Origin of the sequence: Mucilaginibacter pedocola, from assembly GCF_002013915.1 — a bacterium.
In the GTDB taxonomy this organism is placed as follows: Bacteria; Bacteroidota; Bacteroidia; order Sphingobacteriales; family Sphingobacteriaceae; genus Mucilaginibacter; species Mucilaginibacter pedocola.
Window position 1 is genome coordinate 66,272 of sequence record NZ_MBTF01000014.1, and the last position, 19,644, is coordinate 85,915.

Genomic DNA, 19,644 nt, shown 5'->3' on the forward strand with positions numbered 1-19,644 from the left:
ACGTAAATTATTAAAACTTATTGTGCCTTATGAAAAATATTTTTATCCATGCTTTTTTGAAGCCCTTATCTGCAGGTGAACAAATTTTTATTCCAAATTTGCGTAAACAAAAAAGTTTTTATCTACATTCGAGTAAACCTTTATAACCATGTTCTACCTCATCATTTTTTCCGCTGCTGTCTTTTTTATAGCCCATGTTACGCTTTTGTTCACATCTTTTAAAGGCGCGCAGCTTGCCGGGAAACGTTATTTCTATTCGCATTTAACGCTTTGGTTAGCAGGCATATTGGTTTTCATCTTAGCTTCTACATATAGCGGTTCGGGCAGGTCGGGGTTTTTAGATTATTTCGATACCTCTGTTAAACGAGGGATGATATTACTTTTCACAGCTGCCCTCTCTTTTGTTGCCCACAATATTGTGCAGTTTGCCGTATTACCACTGCTTAAACGGAAATAGTAAAACATATAAATTTTATAAGCTTTACACAGAATATACCTGCTATGGCTGTTGAAAAGCAGCCAAAAAGCATGACTTTTTTTCCACTATCTCACCTTCACTACCAAATCTCGCCGAAACATTTCTTCGCCTGCAACGTCTAATAAATCAAACACTTAAGTGCTTAACCAAAATACACGGCTAAATAAACCGATATTGGCATAGCGCTTGAAACAGTATATTTGTATATATAAAACTGATAGCCACACCCTATTCAACCCTAAGGAAAACCCCAACGGCTGACAATATGGCGTTAGCCTTCAATTAAACCATTGATCAATGAGTTTCGATCCTTTTGATTTTAAACATACCGCTGCTATAAACGAAGATTCTGAATTTTTTCCACTCATGTCGAGCGAGGATGAGGAGGAAATGAACAACGAGCAGGTTCCTGATATTTTGCCCATACTGCCTTTGCGTAATACTGTGCTGTTTCCCGGCGTGGTTATCCCTATCACCGTAGGGCGCGATAAATCTATCAAACTTATACGCGATGCCAACAAAGGCAAACGCCTTATTGGCGTAGTGGCCCAGCAGGATGTAAGTGTAGAAGACCCTACCTTTAGCCAATTACACAGCGTAGGTACCATTGCCCTCATTATAAAAATGCTGCAAATGCCCGATGGCAACACCACCGTGATATTGCAGGGCAAAAAACGTTTTGTACTGAAAGATGAGGTGCAAAGCGAACCATACATTAAAGCTACGGTTGAGCCTTTTAAAGAGGTAAAACCAAAAGAAGATAAAGAGTTTAAGGCCATGGTTTCGTCTGTTAAAGATATGGCCATGAACATTATCCAGCTATCGCCAAGTATACCAAGCGAGGCTGGCATAGCCATCCGCAATATCGAGAGCACCAACTTCCTTATCAACTTCATATCATCAAATATGAATGCAGATATGGCAGCCAAGCAAAACTTACTCGAGATGGCCAGCTTGCGCGATAGGGTGAACACGGTACTGGAGCACCTTACTTTAGACCTGCAAATGCTGGAACTAAAGAACCAGATACAAACCAAGGTACGTGTAGACCTGGATAAGCAACAGCGCGACTACTTCCTGAACCAACAGTTAAAAACCATTCAGGAAGAGCTGGGCGGCACCTCGCCCGATTTGGAGATAGAGAACCTGCGCCAGCGAGGCTTAAAAAAGAAATGGAGCGCCGAGGTTAAGGCACACTTTACCAAAGAGCTGGAGAAGCTTACCCGCACCAACCCTGCCGCGGCAGATTATTCGGTACAGATAAACTATCTGGAGTTACTGCTCGATTTGCCATGGAACGAGTTCACCAAAGACAACTTTGACCTGAAACGAGCGCAGAAGGTATTGGATAAAGACCACTTCGGGCTGGACAAGGTAAAACAACGTATTATAGAATACCTGGCCGTGCTGAAATTGAAGCACGATATGAAGGCTCCTATCCTTTGTTTGGTAGGCCCTCCGGGTGTTGGTAAAACATCGTTGGGGAAATCTATCGCCAAAGCCTTGGGCCGTAAATATGTGCGTATGGCCCTTGGTGGCGTACGCGATGAGGCGGAGATTCGTGGCCACCGTAAAACTTACATAGGTGCTATGCCGGGCCGTATCATTCAGTCGGTAAAAAAAGCCGGTGCTGCAAATCCCGTGTTTATTTTAGATGAGATAGATAAGGTAAGCAACGATTTCCGCGGCGACCCATCATCGGCCCTATTGGAGGTGTTGGACCCTGAACAGAACGCTAATTTCTACGATAACTACGTGGAGATGGACTTCGATCTGTCGAATGTAATGTTCATTGCTACGGCCAACTCGCTGAGCACCATACAGCCGGCTTTGCTCGATCGTATGGAGATCATCGAAGTGAATGGTTACACCATTGAAGAAAAGATAGAGATAGCCAAACGCCACCTGGTGCCAAAACAACGCGAAGCGCACGGGCTGAACCCTAAAGATATAGTGTTGAAGAACGACATTATTGAAAAGGTGATAGAAGATTACACCCGCGAATCGGGTGTGCGCGCGTTGGAGAAGCGTATTGGTTCGGTGGTGCGCGGCGTGGCCAAAAACATTGCCATGGAAGAGGAATACAACCCGGCAGTGAATAAAAAGGATATTGTGAAAATATTGGGTGCTCCTGTTTACGATAAAGACCTTTACGAGAATAACGATATTGCCGGCGTGGTAACGGGCTTGGCCTGGACATCCGTAGGTGGCGATATATTGTTTATCGAATCGAGCCTGAGCCCGGGTAATGGCAAAGTTACCCTAACCGGCAGCCTGGGCGATGTAATGAAAGAATCGGCAACTATTGCATTGGCCTACTTAAGGGCGCATGCTGCTGATTTCAACATCAACCCTAAACTATTTGAGCAATGGGATGTGCATGTGCACGTACCGGCAGGTGCTACCCCTAAAGATGGCCCATCGGCAGGTATTACTATGCTTACTGCACTGGTATCGGCATTTACGCAACGCAAACTAAGGCCCCACCTGGCCATGACGGGCGAAATAACCCTGCGCGGCCGCGTATTGCCTGTAGGTGGTATTAAAGAGAAGATACTGGCTGCTAAACGTGCCAATATCAAACAGATCATCCTTTGCAAAAGCAATCAGAAAGATATCCTCGAGATAAAAGAAGATTATATAAAGGACCTAACATTCCACTACGTTACCGATATGAAAGAGGTAATAAACCTTGCCCTGCTGAACGAGAAGGTAAGCAACCCGCTTGACCTGACCGTGAAAGAAAAGGAAGCAAAACCGGTTGTGAGTTAATTCCTTAAGGCATCGACAAAAAAGCAGCGCTAAACACGCTGCTTTTTTGTTTACAGACTGTTCGTTGAATTTTCTATCTTAGCACCTGCTTAAACCTTATATGATAAAAATTCTACGCCCCCTTACGCTTGCTTTATTCGCAGCATTTTCGCTTAGCGCTACAGCTCAAACCATTTCCAAAACCGATTCGCTTGCCAAAGTAAATGCCAATAAAAAGGCACGCAATGTTTACTTTGAAGCTTTAGGCCCTGCAGGTGTATATTCGTTCAATTACGATACTCGTTTTAAGAACAGGCAGGATGGGCTTGGCGGCCGTGTGGGCCTTAGTTATTATGCTCAGGATGGCGACAAGCTTTTTGCCATACCAATAGTGGTTAATTACTTATTGGGCAAAGAAGGTAAATATTTTGAAATAGGCGCGGGCGCAACGTTTTACCATTTCAATTCTGAGAGTTCCAGGAAATTTTTCGGTGAGCGCTACAGCAGCAGCTTCACTGTTTCACCTGAGGGATACTACTATTATGAGCCACAACCTACTTCAGAAACAAGTGTGTTCGGCTCATTCAATTTTGGATACCGTTACCAGCCTGTTAATGGCGGCTTTAGCTTTCGTGGCGGTTTCAGCCCCATATTCTCGTCGCACGAGTTTATCCCTTATTGGCCATACTTAAGTTTCGGTTATTCGTTTTAATTTAAATGCGAGGTAAATAGCTTTGCTTTTTATATTTTAGCCCAGCTATTTATAAACCCTTGATGAAAATTAAACATTTGGCTTTAGCCGCCTGCCTTTTTGCTGCGGGTACTTCGTTTGCACAAACCCGCGGGCACGAGCTTGGCCTGCAATCAGATAACGATTCATTTTTGGCCCAAGGCAGCGACCGCTATTATACCAACGGCATCTTCGCCTATTTCCGCAAAGCATTAGATGCAGGCAGCAATGCCAAATTGGCCAACAAAGTATTTGGCTTAGAGGTTGGGCAGAAGCTGTTCAACCCGCAATCGGCAGCTATACCATCGGTAAATTACCTCGACAGGCCCTTTGCAGGCTATTTGTTTGCAGGTGCATCGCTAAACTGGCTTTATAAAAACGAAAGTAACTTAAAGCTTACCGCCCGTGTAGGTGTTATTGGCCCGGCAGCGGGTGGCCAGGGTATACAGGAATTTATACACGATACTTTCGGCTTTTACCCGCCCGAGGGCTGGGAATACCAGATAAGGAACACGGCGGTAGTTAACATCTCAGCAGAATACAATGCCCTGTTGGCACGTGCCGAGTGGATAGATATTTCTGCCGCGGTATACGCCAACGGCGGTACGGCCTTTGTAGGCGCAGGTGCAGGCCCGCTTATCCGCTTGGGTAACTTTAACCAGTTATTCCAGTCGAGCAGTACGCAAAGTACGGCATCAAAAGGTAAGAATACGCTGCTGCACGAGCACGAGTTTTTCTTTTACTACAAGCCGCAAGCCAACGTAGTGGGGTATGATGCTACCATACAGGGCAGTATGTTTAAAGACCATCCCGAGGCCGGCACCATGGAAGTTACCCGAGATATCAAGCACTTTATTTTCAGTAACGAGGTGGGCGTAAATTATGTAAGCGGCAGGTTCGTTTATGGCTTAGCGGCCATCTTCAACAGTAAAGATGTGCAGTACCAGGCCAAGCCACACCAGTGGGGCTCGGCAACGCTGTTGTACCGTTTCAACTAATAATCGAAATTCTTTTTACGGTTTTCTTTCTTGCCTGCCTGTGCTTTTTTATCGCCCAGGCGGGCAAGTTTAGCGGCTTTGCTAACTTTTACCTTTTTGCGCACCTTAGGAACTATCAGCGCATTGGCCAATAACACCGCAAGCCGCTCCAGTGCCAGTTCCTTATTAAGGTACTGGCTGCGTTCTTCATCGCATACTACCTGCACTAAGCCATCTTTATTAAAACGGCTTTGCAGCTTTTGGCTAAGCAATGCTTTTTCATCATCGGTAAACAATTCCGAATCAATAATACTGAACAACAACTCTACCTTGGTAGATACCTTATTTACGTTTTGCCCGCCCTTGCCTCCGCTTCGAGATGCTTTGTAGCTTACTTCTCTCTGCAGGGCGGCTTTATCGATATTCATAATCAATTTTCTAAACCCGAATCTATGGAATTAACGAATGGGCAGAAACATCTTATCTATTTAAATTCTGCCTATTCCTAAAACTCGTTCCATTCAAGTTTAATACAAGATGACGGCCATCATTTCTAACTCCCCTGCAAAAACCGTAACTTCGCCTTCGGATGAGCAATAACATTATCGTAGCTATTGATGGCTACTCATCGTGCGGTAAAAGCACCCTGGCCAAAGCACTGGCCAAACAACTGCACTTTATTTATGTAGACAGCGGCGCTATGTACCGCGCTGTAGCCCTGTACTTTTTGCGCAACAATGTAGATATGGCCGACCATAGCCAAATTGAAGAGGCGCTTAAAAACATCCACCTCAACTTCCACTCGCGCGATTACGAATCGCACATTACGCTGAACGACGAGGAGGTATCTGAAGAGATCCGCCAGATGCCTGTATCTGAAAAGGTAAGTTCGGTATCAGCCCTGAAAGAAGTGCGCCGCGAAATGGTGAAACAGCAGCAGCGCATGGGCAAATCGAAGAATATTGTAATGGATGGCCGCGATATTGGCACAGCAGTATTCCCGAATGCTCCCGTAAAACTATTTATGACGGCCGACCCAAAAGTACGCGCCGAACGCCGCTTTAAAGAGATACATCCAAAGAACCCTGATATTACTTTAGAAGAAGTATTTGAGAACCTGGCCCACCGCGACTACGCCGACACCACACGTGCTGAAAGCCCGCTGGTACGTGCTGAGGATGCCATTATATTAGATAACACCAACCTCACCCCCGAGCAGCAATTACAATTTGCACTGGATAAGGTAGAGCCGTTGTTGAAGTCTTAAGTAGGAAGCCTTAAGTCCGAAGTATTAAGTCGATAGTCTAAAGTTTTAAGACATAACCGACTTAAGACTTATTACTCAAGACTTACGACTATATACTTTTAACTCATCTTAACCGCTTTCACGCCAAATTTATTCAAAAAGTCAACGCCCTCATCGCTGGCGAGGCCTTTGTATTGGGCATACGATTTATCGAAGTAAACCTGTTTTATCCCTGCCGAAAATATCAACCTGGCGCATGGCAGGCATGGTGATAGCGTGGTATACAAGGTTGCCCCCACTAAATTAGCTCCATTCTTTACTGCATACAGTATAGCATTCTCCTCGGCGTGCAGAGCAAGCGAGCAGCTTCCTTTACTGTCGCGGGCGCAACCTGTTTCGGGGAATTCCTCATCGCAGTTATGTGTGCCCGCTGGCGGGCCATTGTAACCTATGGAAATAATGCGCGTATCCTTAGCCAGCACCGCCCCTACCTGCGCCTTTACACAATGCGAACGCTTGGCCAAATCGGTAGCCAAATTCATGAAGATATTATCGAATGTAGGTTTGTCCATTTTTAGAGCTTGGAAGTTAGTTGACCAGGGTTAGAAAAAATACAAAGTTAACAAAAAGAGGTTAGTCAGCACTTTGCTAACTAACCTCCGAATAATTTATGTGATGAGAATTGAGAATAAACTAACCTCTATTCTCTAACCTCTTCTCACTAACAATTAGTGCCCGCCGCCTGCTTCCAGGTTATCTACGTCGATGCCTTGTTTTTTCAGTTCGCTGCCTGCTTTAAATGCGAAGAACGCCAGGTAAGCAAAACCGATAACCGGTACAATGTAAGATGCGTGAATACCGGCAGTATCGGCCAAAATGCCCTGTACCGGCGGAATGATAGAACCACCCAGGATCATCATGATCAAAAATGCCGATCCCTGGCTGGTGTATTTGCCCAAACCGGTAACCGATAATGAGAAAATAGATGGCCACATAATAGAGCAGCACAAACCACCGCTGATGAACGAGAAAATAGCCACCATGCCGGTGGTCATTAAACCTACTATCATGAATATTGCACCCAAAATACCGAATATAGCCAGGGTACGCACAGGTTTTTGGTCGCCTATCATAAAGCCCACAACCAATACGGCTACACAGGCAGCGTAAGGGTAAAGGTTGCTAACATCGGTACCACCCACACGGTTAACAATAAGCACTACGGCAAAAGCAATAAACGGTACAACTACCGTTAATGCAAACTTTGCGGTTTTGCTTAGGCTAAAAGCAGCGATAGCACCCGTCCAACGGCCTACCATTAAGCTACCCCAGTACAAGGAGATGAATGGGGCAATATCTGCAGGGGCATAACCACCAAAAACAGGCGTTTCCAGCAGGGCACCCATATTACTTTGGATGGTAACCTCAACACCTACATAAGTGAAGATAGCCAGCATACCGTAAACCAATTGTGGGTATTGCATAGCACCCCAACCGCTTTTGTTGCCCGATTTTGCAGACGCAGATACTGAGCCGATAAGTGAGAATAATATGATAGCTAACGAAGCATAAACAAAATACGATGGCTGCAAGCCTGTCGCATTTGCCAATGGGTTAGCTGCTAATATAAGCAGGAACGCGATAAAGATGATCCCCAGCGGCGTGTTGGCCTTAGTGCTCGGCTCTATCTTTTCGTCGCTGGTTACACTTGGCAGGTTAGATACCTTGAAGAACACCGCAACGGCAATAAATAAACCGGCAAGAATATAATACAGGTTATTAACCGACGATATTTTTACTTCGGAAGCCGGAATTTTTGCAGCTGCCGAGCCGAATAATACGATACTTACGATAACCGGGCCCATGATGCTGCCAAAGTTATTTACACCACCCGCAAAGTTTAAGCGGTGGGTACCGGTTTCGGCGCTGCCCAAAGCAACCACAAATGGGTTAGCAGCGGTTTGCTGTAACGAAAAGCCAAGTGCTATAACAAAGAAGGTGAACAAAATAAACGCGAAGGAACCTGAATTGATAGCAGGTACCATGATCAATGCGCCTACTGCCGAGATAAGCAGGCCGTAAATGATACCGTTTTTGTACCCTATCTTGTTCAGGATATCAACCTTGGTAGCTGCCGAAGCAAAGTATAAGATAAGGGAACCGATGAAGTAACCACCGTAGAAGGTAAAGTCGATTAGCTGCGACTCGAATTGCGTTAAACTAAAATGCGCTTTACAAAAAGGTATGAAAATGCCATTGGAAGCTGCCAGGAAGCCCCAGAAAAAGAATACCGTAACCAGCGTGTATAAAGCCGATCCGTTACTCTTTGTGTTGTTTTGTGCCATTGTCTGAAAAGAGTGTTTAAATATTGGTGTAATTGAAGCACTAAACTTAGGCGTTTTTTTAATAACAAGCGCACTATTTTTTCAAAATATAAATCACAAGGGCAACTTTTGTGTTAAACAAATAAAAGTTCGCATATTAGTGTCCTGATTTTTTGGAACGGGAGATATTAAGCAACACATACGCCTAACTTAATGATAGAAGCTATTATCTCGGGACTTGGATTTGGATTGGTACTAACCTTCCTGACCGGCCCGGTTTTTTTCGCTTTAATTAAAACCAGTATCGAAAAAGGCTTCCACGCAGGTGTTGCTCTGGCCCTTGGCGTGGTATGCAGCGATGTAGTATTCGTAGGTGCTATTCTGTTCGGTTCGCAATTGTTCGAGGTAACACCACATACCAAAACTATGGTGGGAGTTTTAGGCAGCCTCATCCTGTTTGCCGTAGGTATTTACTACCTCTTCAAAAAAAGCGAAGTAAATTATTCCAATACTGTGCCGTCTACCGTAGACCGCGCCGGTTATTTCTTCAAAGGTTTTTTGATGTGCATTTTTAACCCTACCATCCTATTCCATTGGACGGTAGTAATAGGTGCCGCAAGTACGGTATTCCACGAGGGCGTTCACGGGCGCACTTTTAAAATAGCCATAATGTTCCTAACCATATTGGTAGTGCAGTTCGGGTTAGATTGCACCAAGGCCTTCTACGCCAATAAACTCCGCGACCGCATTTCGGTAAAAGTTGTACACCGCCTTAACCAGGTTGCAGGTATTGCCCTCATCATTGCCTCGCTGGTGTTGATAGATAAACTGGTAACACATTATGTGTTCTCGCCGCAGATGCAGTAATCCTCAATAAAATTTTTCATTTCTCAAGAAATAAGGTGGAAGCTATCAGCGGCATTATTACCATGGTTTAAGGTCATAAATAGCCGCTCGCATTAAAAAATAGTATTTTTAATGCGAATAATGGTTTACAACTATCTATTTAAGGTTGAAAATATTCTATCACATTAAAAAATAGATTTTTTAATGTGATAATTGTTAATTTTATAATATGTCTTACAAAATCAACCCCGACAGGCTGACCCCATGGAACGATCTACCTGAATTGCCAATAGCAAAAGAGCTATATCACGACATCGACATTTATGAGCAGTTAGGAAATGCGAAAGCTGCGTTGGCGAGATTGCATGGACGCAGCATAGCAATACCTAATCAGGGCTTACTAATCAATTCAATTAGTTTACAAGAAGCGAAAGCCTCCAGTGCTATCGAAAATATTTTTACCACGGATGATGAACTGTACAAAGCGTATAGTGAAGAAAACGTAGAACAGGCAAATGGAGCTGCTAAAGAAGTTCTTTATTACCGGGAGGCACTTTGGGAAGGGCATCAATATCTAAAAGGTGACCAACAACTGGACACCAATTATTTTGTCAAAATGTACCGCATCGTTAGTCGATTTTCCGATGGCATTCGCACACCCATCGCTCAAATTATCATCAAAGAAGGTGGTACCGGTCCCAATTCGGGTAAAACGTTTTATACGCCACCGCGCGGTAAAGGAATTATTGAAGCAAAAATGGAAAACTTGGTAGATTTCTTAAATGATGATAAAAAACACCCGATAGATCCTATACTAAAAATGGCTATAGCGCACTATCAATTTGAAGCAATTCATCCGTTCCGGGATGGTAACGGCCGTACCGGACGCATTTTTAATATTAATTATTTAGCAAAAAAAGGACTGCTGGATTATCCTATTTTGTTTTTAAGTAAATATATAATCGACCATAAAGAAGATTATTATGCAGGCCTTGCCGGTATAACTCAGCGAGGTAATTGGAAGAACTGGCTGCTCTATATGTTAAAAGCGGTAGAAGTTACCGCAAATATCACATACGATAAGATCAACGAAATCATTGCTGCCAAAGATGCGATATTAGCAGCAATTGAGGAAGATACTGACATACAACGCCCAGACCAACTCGTCAATGCTATATTTACTCAGCCGTTTACTAAAGTAAAGCATTTGATAACCAGCCGCACCTATGCTGAGAATACCTCTCGCCGGTATTTAGAACAGCTAACCGAAATGGGAATACTCGAAAAAAGGGAGATTGGCAAAGGATACTATTTCTTAAATCTCGAACTATATCGCATTCTATCCGAATAGTTGGAATAATAATTTTATCCTTCCACAAAGTGGAGTACTATCGTAGGACCTTGACTTAACAATAAAAAACTTTTCTCTCCCTCCCCCGTCACATCTCCTCTAAAAAATGCGTCTGAAGGTGTAAATAGTACAGCATCACCCTACACCCGCACATGAAAAGTTTATATAACGTTACCGACAACCACGAACTACTGGCACGACTGAACAACATCACCCCTGCAACACAGCCGCAATGGGGTAAAATGAACGCCGCCCAAATGCTGGCCCATTGCCAGGTACCTTTGCAAATTGGCTTTGGCGAACTGCAATTAAAACGAATGTTTTTAGGCTATATCTTCGGCAGCATGGCCAAAAAGAAACTGATGAGCAACGCCCCGTTCGACAAAAACCTGCCTACCTTTAACCAGGCATTAATAAAACACCAGCCCGATTTTGAGGTAGAAAAAGAAAAGCTGAGTGCCTACATCAAACGCCTGGCAACCGGCGGACCCGAAGGCATCACCAAACGCCCTCACCCTTTCTTCGGCCCGCTAAGTACCCACGAGTGGGACCAGCTACAATACAAACATTTGAACCATCATTTGGAACAATTTGGGGTGTGAGTTAGAGATAAGAGGCTTGAGACAAGAGGTTAGAAAAAGAAAAAAGGCGAAAATTTAAATTTTCGCCTTTCCTATTTGCGGTTTTCAACTAACCTCTAACCTCTAATTTACATATACGCCCTTTGGTTTTTACCTTCCATCCAGTTAACAAAGGCGCGGTTTACTACCTTGTTACCACCCGGAGTTGGGTAATCGCCGCTGAAGTACCAGTCGCCGGTGTGGCCGGGGCAGGCAATATGCAGGTTATCCAGTGTTTGGTATAATACCTTCACTTCGCATTTAACACCTTTAGGAGTAATGATCTGCGCAATACGATCAGATATTTCCTGATCGGTAAATGGCTCGTAAATGGCTTTTACGTGGTTCACCACTTCTTCTTTCGGCAGCTTAGCGCTGTCCTTACAGTTTTGGTAAACCTTCAGTATCACATCATCTTTACCGGCATCTTTCAGCAGGCTAATGGCAGCTTCAAACGCCACGAACTCGCCCATGCGCGACATATCGATACCGTAACAATCCGGGTAACGTATTTGCGGCGCCGATGATACCACCACTACCTTTTTAGGGCCAAGGCGGTCTAATATTTTCAGGATACTTTGTTTCAGTGTAGTACCACGAACGATGGAGTCATCCAATACAACCAGTGTATCCTGGTCGTTTTTGATGAGGCCGTAAGTAGTATCATAAACGTGAGCCACCATCTCGCTACGGTCGGCATCCTGTGTGATGAAGGTGCGCAGTTTTACGTCCTTAATCGCTATCTTCTCTACACGCGGCGCCATGCTCAGCACTTCGGTAAGCTCTTCTTCGCTTATCTTGTCTTCGCGGTTCAGCAGGCGGTCGCGCTGGTATTTTTTTATGTATTTGTGCACACCCTCTACCATGCCATAAAAGGCAACTTCGGCAGTGTTGGGGATGTAGGAGAATACGGTGTTCTTAACATCGTGCCCAACAGTTTCCAGTATTTGCGGGCAAAGCAGGCGCCCCAGTTGTTTACGCTCGCGATAAATAGCAGCATCGCTGCCGCGCGAGAAGTAAATACGCTCGAACGAGCAGGCTTTAAGCTCTTTTGGCTCGCTGAACATCTCCTCGGTTACCTTACCATTCTTTTTAACGATAAGTGCATGGCCCGGGCGTATCTCTTTAACATCGCCAATAGGGATATTAAACGCAGTTTGGATGGCCGGGCGTTCTGATGCAGCAATAACTACCTCATCGTTAGCATAGTAAAATGCCGGGCGAATACCGGCAGGGTCGCGCATTACAAAAGCATCGCCATGGCCCAAAATACCGGCTATAGTATAACCACCATCCCAGTTCTTGGCCGATTTGGTGAGGATCTTCGCCACATCCATATCGTTGGCTATCAGCTTGCTTATCTCACGGTTGTCATCGAGCCCCTCGCGTTTGTACTGGTCGAACAGGCCTTGCACCTCGGTATCAATAAAGTGGCCCATTTTTTCCAACACAGTAACCGTATCGGCCTGCTCTTTAGGATGCTGGCCCAGGGCGTATAGCTGTTGCAGCAACTCGTCAACATTGGTCATGTTAAAGTTACCGGCTATCACCAGGTTACGGGTCATCCAGTTGTTTTGGCGCAGGAAGGGGTGGCAGCTTTCGATGCTGTTTTTACCGTGCGTACCATAACGCAAATGGCCCAAGAGAACTTCGCCGGTAAAGCTTACATGTTCTTTGAGCCATTCGGCATCTTTCATTTTTTCGGGTTGTTCCTTCTCTATGTCGGCAAACTTCTTCTGTATGTACTCGAAGATGTCGGCTACGGCATTAGAGGCCATCGACCGGTGTCGACTAATGTACCGCTTGCCCGGCTCAATATCCAATTTAATGGTAGCAACGCCCGCGCCGTCTTGCCCGCGGTTATGTTGTTTTTCCATTAAAAGGTATAGTTTGTTGATGCCGTACAGCGCTGTGCCGTACTTTTTCTGGTAAAAGGATAACGGCTTTAAAAGGCGGATAAATGCTACACCGCACTCGTGCTTTATCGAATCGCTCATGCTTGCTATTGAGCCGCAAAGGTACAGTTTTATCTTAATTATGTTTAAACACATTGTCATTATAATGCATTAATGTTGGCTTAATATCCACAACTGTGGAATGCGCCTGTTAGCCACTGTTTTAGGATGCCCGGCTTGTGACGGATAGCGCTTTTTTAACTATTGGCGCAGCATTTGCTTTATGCGGGCATAAAATATTTTCATACTAAGGCATAAGCCTTACTTTTGAAACTAACATACATCATCATGAAAAAAATTCCGTTCCTGTATATTTTAGCGGCGCTTGCTATGGCGGGCTGCTCGGTACCCAAAGCAGCTAAAGATGCTGCGGCGCGTAGTACAAACCCGTTCACCGCCCCTATTGGCATACAAGCTTATACCTATCGCGCCAGTTTTAGCGCCCGCCCCGAAGCCGTTTTAGATAGCGTAAAAGCCTTGGGTATTACCCAAATGGAAGGGCCCAATCCTAAAGGCGTAGATATTTATAAATTTAAACAGATGCTGAACAAACGCGGCATCAGTATGCCATCTTTCGGGGTTGATTATGATCTGCTTACCAAAGAGCCACTGGAGGCGGTGCGTATTGCCAGCATCCTTAATTCGCAATACGTAATGGTGGCCTGGTTGCCGCATGGTAAAACCTTTACGCTTGATGATGCCAAAAAAGCCGTTGCAGGCCTAAACAAGGCTGGGCGCACCATGAAGGCCAACGCCCTTACGCTTTGCTACCATATACACGGCTACGAGTTTGCACCTTATGAAGATGGTACGCTGTTCGACTACATTGTAAAAAACACTGATCCACATTACGTCAAATTCGAGATGGACGTACTCTGGGCCTTCCACGGCGGCGCCGACCCTGCCAAGCTGTTGCTGAAATACCCCACCCGTTGGAGGCTAATGCACCTGAAAGACCTCCGCAAAGGCGTACCTAACGACCTCACCGGCGGCACCGACATTAAAAACGACGTAGCCCTGGGCACCGGCCAAATAAACCTGCCCGAGGTACTGGAAGCTGCCCGCGTAGTAGGCATACGCCACTACTTTATAGAAGACGAAAGCCCGGAGCATGCGAAGCAAATACCTTTGAGTATTAAATATTTGAAGGGGTTGTAGTGGGTATGGTGGCTATTTAGCCACAGAGAACACAAAGGTATACACAGAGAGGCACAGAGCCTGTCGCGTGATCAGTTTTGGCACGCAAGACGCTAAGGCGCAAAGATAAAATGAGGTTTGCGAAGTTGTAAACCATTCAATTTTTGTCCGCTGGCTATGTTTTACATTTGAAACCGCAGATAAAAAACCTTTGCGCCTTAGCGTCTTTGCGTGAAATAATAACGCCAAATACATCCTCTCACCGGTTTGCAAAGCTCTGTGCCTCTCTGTGTTTTTCTCTCTGTGTCCTCTGTGGTTAAAAAAATCGCAAACTATACTATCAGGTATTTACTATCTTAGTATCGCCATGAAAATTGCCGTAGCCTCCCCATCTTACCCGAAATCCATAGAAGATGGAATAGCCCAAATAGCCAAACTGGCTAAGGATGCCGCTACTCAACAAGCCTCGGTAGTTTGTTTCCCTGAAACATACCTGCCCGGCTACCCCGGCTTTGGTGCGGAGAAGTCCACGCCCGAAAACATGCAAGCTGCGCTGAAAAAAGTTTGCGCTATAGCAGCCGAAAACGCCATCTGCATCATCATCCCCATGGACTGGTTCGAGAACGGCGAGCTGCTGAATGTGGCTTATGTAATATCTAAAACAGGTGAACCATTAGGCTACCAAACCAAAAACCAACTGGACCCAAGCGAAGACAACATCTGGGCGGCCGGAACCGAACGCCAATTATTTGAGGTTGATGGGCTAAAATTTGGAATCACTATTTGCCACGAAGGTTTCCGCTATCCCGAATCGGTACGCTGGGCGGCAAGGCACGGCGCACAGATAGTATTCCACCCGCATTTTACCGGCAGCGATACTGTAGGTGTACAACTCACCCAATGGGGCGACAAACACAGCCCCTATTACGAAAAGGCCATGATGATGCGCGCTATGGAAAACACCATTTACTTTGCCAGCGCAGGCTACGCCACCAAATACCAGGAAGCAGCATCAAGCATTATTAGTCCGCAAGGCGAGTGTATTGCTCACGTACCTTACGGCGAAGCAGGGGTTGCTGTGGCAGAGATCGACTTGGATAAAGCAACGGGGTTGTTGGCGAAAAGGTTTAAGCCTGGGTTGGTGTAGTATCAAGCGAACGGCCCTTCCTCCCCATGTCATCTCGAATCCCTGAAGCGGGGATAAGCGCGGAGGCGGGTGAGAGAACTTAGCGCCAAAAACATTACCGCCATGCAAAAGCATAACGTTTTAATTTTATTTGTAACAGCTTCTCATTAAATGATACTCGCCACCGACGTTTACTACCTTGAAGATAACACAGCAAAAGCAGTCGGCGCTCTGTTCCATTGGCAAGACAATGCTGCCAGTGAGATTATCAGCATACAAGTCGACAATATCGCCCCCTACATCCCCGGAGAATTCTACAAACGCGAATTACCGTGTATCCTGAAAGTCATAGAAAAAGCAGGACTGCATCGCATAAGCACTATCATCGTTGATGGCAACGTTTACATTGATAATGCAGGCTCCTATGGCCTCGGCGGCAAATTGTGGGAAGCGCTTGACGGAACCATACCCGTTATCGGCGTAGCTAAAACATCCTTTAAAAATACCGAAGAAAAAGTAATACCAGTGTTGCGCGGGCAAAGCCAAAACCCATTGTATGTATCAGCTATTGGCATGGATGTAACCGAGGCCGCCGCGCTCATCAAAGGCATGCAAGGCGAATACCGCATGCCGGATATTTTGAAACAAGTGGATACGGCTACTAAGGAAGCCTAAATAATTTTGTCATTTCGATGAGCAACGGGCAGGAAAAGAGCGAAGGCGCGAAGAGAAATCTTCGGCACAACTGCATTCCGGCTATACAAACGCTCATACAATTCGGTAATGCATCGCGTTCATATTAAGCGTCCAAGATCTCTCACCCTCCCCTGCACGCCCCCTCGCTTCAGGGTTCGGGATGGCAAGAGGGGCTATTAAACACCAAACGCCGAAAGTCTCCCTTCGGCGTTCAGCGTTCGAAATTCATTATTCGATATTATAACTTTTCGCCGTGCTGGCTGATATCCAAACCAAGCTCTTCTTCTTCTTTAGATACACGCAGGGGCGATATCATATCGGTTACCTTCAGCAGTAGCACCGAACCGAAGAACGAGAATATCGAAGTGGCTATCAAAGCCATCAGTTGTATCAAAAACAAATGTGTTTCGCCAAAGAACAAACCATTACCTGTTGCATTGCCGGGGTTTACATTCTGGCTGGCAAATACGCCGGTAAGCAGCATACCAACCATACCGCCCACGCCATGGCAAGGGAATACGTCCAGCGTATCGTCGATACTGGTACGGGTGCGCCATTCAACTACCAGGTTGCTCACCACAGCCGATATGATGCCAATAGCCAGCGAGTGCGGTACACTTACGAAACCTGCAGCCGGGGTAATGGCCACCAAACCAACTACGGCACCAATACAGGTACCCATGGCCGATGGCTTGCGGCCGCGCAGCATATCAAAAAATATCCAGGTAACGCCTGCAGCAGCACTCGCGGTGGTGCTTGTTGCCAGCGCCGTAACTGCCAAATGGTTTGCCCCAAATGCCGAACCCGCGTTAAAACCAAACCAACCGAACCACAGCAAACCGGTACCTATCATTACATAAGTGATACGCGCAGGCGAATGGTTAGCCTCGTTACGGCTTTTTAAATAAAGTGCCGATGCCAATGCTGCCCAACCTGCGCTCATATGCACCACGGTACCACCCGCAAAGTCGAGCACGCCCAATTTGGCCAATACGCCATCAGGGTGCCAGGTGGCGTGCGCCAATGGAGAGAAAATGAATATGGAGAACAGCACCAAAAAGATGATGTACGAATTAAAACGGATACGCTCGGCAAAGGCGCCGGTAATAAGTGCCGGGGTGATGATAGCGAATTTTAGCTGGTACATAGCGAACAAAAGCAACGGAATGGTAGGTGCCATTTTCCAGGCGGCGTTGCCCAGCATGCCCTTCATCATAAAATAAGTTGAGGGGTTGCCAATTACTCCGCCAATGCTATCACCAAAGGCAAGGCTGAAACCAAAGATGCCCCACATCACCGTGATGATAACCATACAAACAATGCTTTGCAGCATGGTAGAGATAACGTTCTTTTTATTTACCATACCGCCGTAGAAGAAGGCCAGCCCGGGCGTCATGATCAGCACCAGCGCGGTAGACATCAGCATCCAGGCAATATCGCCGGTATTAAACTCTGTTTTTACGGTTTTATCATACTCAACCGAGGGGAAAGCGAAGGTGAGCGCTAAAATTACAAGGATGACAAAGAATGGTAAATAACGTTTCATATACAAAATCAACAGTCAATTGGTTTAAAACGGGCTGAAAATATAAAATTATTATGATTTTTTTATGAAAATTGAAAAATCACTACAAATTACGGGGACTTTATGGGGAAGTTAAGGTAAATAACTTTATTGCCATTGGCTTATTGAAGAGTTCACATTGTTTTAACGATCGATTTACACTAATCATAAAAACTATGAATACAATGCATGCATAATATTATCAAATTGGCTTAATGCGTGCGAAAAGATTGCGTTGATCCGGGAAGTAAACAGGATTTATACTTATTGCTGCCGCAAGCCTCCCAGCTTATGGCCAGTATGCAAATTAATCATAGTGCAAGGCGGGAAAAATATTTTGAAAAGCAGTGGCAGTAGTTCTTTGGTTGCGATAGTCCCGCTATGCGCTGCAAGCCCTCCTGCGTCCGGGCTTTCCGCTGCTATCGGGTTTAGGTAACGAGAGGCGGTGTAAATGTTCTCCCGTCATGGCGAATTTATTTCGGCAACCCACACGGCAAGTAATGTTCATGCAAAGTGGCTTTGCACTGTGGCTTATATGATGGGGTGCTGAAACAAGTTCCATTAGACTTGCAGAAGAATTAATTAACAGATTGTTGTTGATAATTTTGGCATGTTAAACATGTGGAAAAGATAGCTGATAGCGATATGAATACAATTTCTAGCCTTCGAGGCTCAATGCTGATTCTGTACCTCAGCTATCTTTTTAACTTAACCCAAGGCTCAATAGTAATTTAGCTCCACATTCGTAGTATGGAACCAGCCGGGTTAAGCGCCACATGCAACCTGGTATCGGTATGGACAAATTTAAACTTTTTTGTGGCATCGACATCAGCAAGGCTGATATCGACGTAGTGTATGGCACGGCTTCTTCCAGCCGCCATTTGAAATTGAGCAATGACATTAAAGGCATTAGCACGCTATTGAACGTCCTTTTGCAGGCGCAACCCGGCCGAGGAGCCATCCTCGTCTGTTGCGAGAACACCGGCGCATTGATGGATAAGCTGGCCTGCATATTAAAGGGGGAAGGGATATTCCTTTGGGCTGTACACCCTTTGCTCCTTAGCTACTACAGCCTCGATATCAACCGGTTTAAAACAGATAAAGCCGATGCAAAAAAGATATTCAAATACGCCCTGGCCAACAAGGATAATGCAGTAGGTTACCACCTGCCCTCGGCCGCCACCCGCCAGCTTAGGGAACTATTTAACTGCCGAAAGAACCTGATAAAAGCGCGCTCGGCATTCGAATGCAGGATCGAGGACCATAAACAGAAGTCTTCTTTCGATGCTTTGGCTATGCATTTGGAAAAACAACTGGTCATCGTCCTGAGCGGGCTTATCAAAGAGGCAGAGAAAGCGATACGCGCAGCTATCAATGCCGACAAGCGGGTAAAAAGCATGTACCGGGTGTTGGTATCTATACCCTGCATAGGCCCGGTAACCGCATGGCACCTGCTTTTTATTACGGATTGCTTTGAAAGGTTCGACAACCATAAAGCACTTGCCGCTTTCATCGGTTGCGCTCCATACCCCAGGAAGTCGGGGACATCAGTAAAGCGGAAAGACAAAGTATCAACCAAAGCCTACCGCCCTTTAAAAACCGACCTTAATCAAGGGATCGTAAGCGTTTGCACGAGGCAGGGGCAGCTATTTTATGATTATTATCAAGCTATGATCAAAGCGAACCGGCATCATTTGTATATCCTTAACTCCATCAAAAATATCCTGCTTAAACTTGCCTTTAAACTCGTACGGTCAAACACGCTTTTTAACAAAGAAATATTCATGAAAAATAAACTATCATGGCAAAAACATTTGCATATGTCATAGTAATCAGCATGACG

General features: G+C 45.4%; 17 protein-coding genes. 12 read left to right on the plus strand and 5 right to left on the minus strand.

Annotated features, from left to right (window positions below; translation table 11 throughout):
* The first annotated feature begins 148 nt into the window (after nucleotides 1–148).
* From BC343_RS15890 to BC343_RS15905, 4 genes are all read left to right on the plus strand, one after another.
* Nucleotides 149–457: a hypothetical protein gene (locus tag BC343_RS15890; RefSeq protein ID WP_078348794.1), complete on the plus strand. Its 309-nt coding sequence runs from the start codon at nucleotides 149–151 to the stop codon at nucleotides 455–457.
* A gap of 318 nt (nucleotides 458–775) precedes the next feature.
* The gene (gene lon, locus BC343_RS15895) at nucleotides 776–3,250 is read left to right on the plus strand and encodes an endopeptidase La (RefSeq protein WP_078348795.1); all 2,475 of its coding nucleotides are present in this window, start codon (nucleotides 776–778) and stop codon (nucleotides 3,248–3,250) included.
* Between the two features lie 100 nt (nucleotides 3,251–3,350).
* Nucleotides 3,351–3,941: a hypothetical protein gene (locus tag BC343_RS15900; protein ID WP_078348796.1), complete on the plus strand. Its 591-nt coding sequence runs from the start codon at nucleotides 3,351–3,353 to the stop codon at nucleotides 3,939–3,941.
* A gap of 62 nt (nucleotides 3,942–4,003) precedes the next feature.
* A complete protein-coding gene (locus BC343_RS15905) occupies nucleotides 4,004–4,957 on the plus strand; it encodes a lipid A deacylase LpxR family protein (RefSeq protein ID WP_078348797.1) in 954 nt (317 codons plus the stop codon).
* Here the strand turns inward: BC343_RS15905 and arfB are convergent.
* Nucleotides 4,954–5,364: an alternative ribosome rescue aminoacyl-tRNA hydrolase ArfB gene (arfB, locus tag BC343_RS15910; protein WP_078348798.1), complete on the minus strand. Its 411-nt coding sequence runs from the start codon at nucleotides 5,362–5,364 to the stop codon at nucleotides 4,954–4,956. The genes BC343_RS15905 and arfB overlap by 4 nt on opposite strands.
* A 161-nt stretch (nucleotides 5,365–5,525) precedes the next feature.
* On the opposite strand from arfB, the gene cmk reads away from it, so the two are divergent.
* Nucleotides 5,526–6,203, plus strand: a complete 678-nt coding sequence (gene cmk, locus BC343_RS15915) for a (d)CMP kinase (protein WP_078348799.1) — start codon at nucleotides 5,526–5,528, stop codon at nucleotides 6,201–6,203.
* A gap of 98 nt (nucleotides 6,204–6,301) precedes the next feature.
* On the opposite strand, the gene BC343_RS15920 is transcribed toward cmk, so the two are convergent.
* Both BC343_RS15920 and BC343_RS15925 read right to left on the minus strand, forming a co-directional pair.
* The gene (locus BC343_RS15920) at nucleotides 6,302–6,754 is read right to left on the minus strand and encodes a deoxycytidylate deaminase (RefSeq protein ID WP_078348800.1); all 453 of its coding nucleotides are present in this window, start codon (nucleotides 6,752–6,754) and stop codon (nucleotides 6,302–6,304) included.
* A 156-nt stretch (nucleotides 6,755–6,910) separates the two neighbouring features.
* A complete protein-coding gene (locus BC343_RS15925) occupies nucleotides 6,911–8,527 on the minus strand; it encodes an MFS transporter (RefSeq protein WP_078348801.1) in 1,617 nt (538 codons plus the stop codon).
* 192 nt (nucleotides 8,528–8,719) lie between these two features.
* On the opposite strand from BC343_RS15925, the gene BC343_RS15930 reads away from it, so the two are divergent.
* The 3 genes from BC343_RS15930 to BC343_RS15940 all read left to right on the plus strand — a co-directional run bounded on the left by BC343_RS15930 (nucleotide 8,720) and on the right by BC343_RS15940 (nucleotide 11,305).
* Nucleotides 8,720–9,373: a LysE family translocator gene (locus tag BC343_RS15930; RefSeq protein WP_078348802.1), complete on the plus strand. Its 654-nt coding sequence runs from the start codon at nucleotides 8,720–8,722 to the stop codon at nucleotides 9,371–9,373.
* A 208-nt stretch (nucleotides 9,374–9,581) separates the two neighbouring features.
* Nucleotides 9,582–10,703 carry a Fic family protein gene (locus BC343_RS15935; RefSeq protein WP_078348803.1) on the plus strand — a complete coding sequence of 374 codons (1,122 nt, stop codon included), beginning with the start codon at nucleotides 9,582–9,584 and terminating at the stop codon, nucleotides 10,701–10,703.
* Nucleotides 10,704–10,855: 152 nt separating this feature from the next.
* Nucleotides 10,856–11,305, plus strand: a complete 450-nt coding sequence (locus BC343_RS15940) for a DUF1569 domain-containing protein (RefSeq protein WP_078348804.1) — start codon at nucleotides 10,856–10,858, stop codon at nucleotides 11,303–11,305.
* Between the two features lie 107 nt (nucleotides 11,306–11,412).
* Here BC343_RS15940 and BC343_RS15945 read toward each other — a convergent pair whose 3' ends face one another.
* Nucleotides 11,413–13,320, minus strand: coding sequence for an amidophosphoribosyltransferase (locus BC343_RS15945; RefSeq protein ID WP_078348805.1), 1,908 nt, complete (start codon nucleotides 13,318–13,320; stop codon nucleotides 11,413–11,415).
* Nucleotides 13,321–13,566: 246 nt separating this feature from the next.
* Here BC343_RS15945 and BC343_RS15950 point away from each other — a divergent pair, with 246 nt between their 5' ends.
* The 3 genes from BC343_RS15950 to BC343_RS15960 all read left to right on the plus strand — a co-directional run bounded on the left by BC343_RS15950 (nucleotide 13,567) and on the right by BC343_RS15960 (nucleotide 16,216).
* Nucleotides 13,567–14,436 (plus strand): sugar phosphate isomerase/epimerase family protein, encoded by an 870-nt coding sequence (locus BC343_RS15950; RefSeq protein WP_078348806.1) that lies wholly within the window; start codon nucleotides 13,567–13,569, stop codon nucleotides 14,434–14,436.
* A 346-nt stretch (nucleotides 14,437–14,782) separates the two neighbouring features.
* Entirely contained in the window at nucleotides 14,783–15,562 is a 780-nt protein-coding gene (locus BC343_RS15955; RefSeq protein WP_078348807.1) for a carbon-nitrogen hydrolase family protein, read from the plus strand.
* Between the two features lie 150 nt (nucleotides 15,563–15,712).
* Nucleotides 15,713–16,216, plus strand: a complete 504-nt coding sequence (locus tag BC343_RS15960; protein WP_078348808.1) for an endonuclease V — start codon at nucleotides 15,713–15,715, stop codon at nucleotides 16,214–16,216.
* Nucleotides 16,217–16,475: 259 nt separating this feature from the next.
* Here the strand turns inward: BC343_RS15960 and BC343_RS15965 are convergent, their stop codons facing one another.
* On the minus strand, nucleotides 16,476–17,783 hold the full coding sequence (locus BC343_RS15965) for an ammonium transporter (RefSeq protein ID WP_078348809.1): 1,308 nt from the start codon (nucleotides 17,781–17,783) through the stop codon (nucleotides 16,476–16,478).
* 794 nt (nucleotides 17,784–18,577) lie between these two features.
* On the opposite strand from BC343_RS15965, the gene BC343_RS15970 reads away from it, so the two are divergent.
* Complete coding sequence (locus BC343_RS15970; RefSeq protein WP_078348810.1) at nucleotides 18,578–19,630, plus strand: IS110 family transposase; 1,053 nt, start codon at nucleotides 18,578–18,580, stop codon at nucleotides 19,628–19,630.
* The last annotated feature ends 14 nt before the right edge of the window (nucleotides 19,631–19,644 follow it).

Coding starts and splice junctions, on each gene's coding strand:
- BC343_RS15945 (WP_078348805.1), bottom strand. CDS start 13,320: ATGAGCGATTCGATAAAGCACGAGTGCGGTGTAGCATTTATCCGCCTT.
- BC343_RS15970 (WP_078348810.1), top strand. CDS start 18,578: ATGCAACCTGGTATCGGTATGGACAAATTTAAACTTTTTTGTGGCATC.
- BC343_RS15965 (WP_078348809.1), bottom strand. CDS start 17,783: ATGAAACGTTATTTACCATTCTTTGTCATCCTTGTAATTTTAGCGCTC.
- BC343_RS15890 (WP_078348794.1), top strand. CDS start 149: ATGTTCTACCTCATCATTTTTTCCGCTGCTGTCTTTTTTATAGCCCAT.
- lon (WP_078348795.1), top strand. CDS start 776: ATGAGTTTCGATCCTTTTGATTTTAAACATACCGCTGCTATAAACGAA.
- BC343_RS15960 (WP_078348808.1), top strand. CDS start 15,713: ATGATACTCGCCACCGACGTTTACTACCTTGAAGATAACACAGCAAAA.
- BC343_RS15900 (WP_078348796.1), top strand. CDS start 3,351: ATGATAAAAATTCTACGCCCCCTTACGCTTGCTTTATTCGCAGCATTT.
- BC343_RS15955 (WP_078348807.1), top strand. CDS start 14,783: ATGAAAATTGCCGTAGCCTCCCCATCTTACCCGAAATCCATAGAAGAT.
- BC343_RS15920 (WP_078348800.1), bottom strand. CDS start 6,754: ATGGACAAACCTACATTCGATAATATCTTCATGAATTTGGCTACCGAT.
- BC343_RS15935 (WP_078348803.1), top strand. CDS start 9,582: ATGTCTTACAAAATCAACCCCGACAGGCTGACCCCATGGAACGATCTA.
- BC343_RS15930 (WP_078348802.1), top strand. CDS start 8,720: ATGATAGAAGCTATTATCTCGGGACTTGGATTTGGATTGGTACTAACC.
- BC343_RS15950 (WP_078348806.1), top strand. CDS start 13,567: ATGAAAAAAATTCCGTTCCTGTATATTTTAGCGGCGCTTGCTATGGCG.
- arfB (WP_078348798.1), bottom strand. CDS start 5,364: ATGAATATCGATAAAGCCGCCCTGCAGAGAGAAGTAAGCTACAAAGCA.
- BC343_RS15925 (WP_078348801.1), bottom strand. CDS start 8,527: ATGGCACAAAACAACACAAAGAGTAACGGATCGGCTTTATACACGCTG.
- BC343_RS15905 (WP_078348797.1), top strand. CDS start 4,004: ATGAAAATTAAACATTTGGCTTTAGCCGCCTGCCTTTTTGCTGCGGGT.
- BC343_RS15940 (WP_078348804.1), top strand. CDS start 10,856: ATGAAAAGTTTATATAACGTTACCGACAACCACGAACTACTGGCACGA.
- cmk (WP_078348799.1), top strand. CDS start 5,526: ATGAGCAATAACATTATCGTAGCTATTGATGGCTACTCATCGTGCGGT.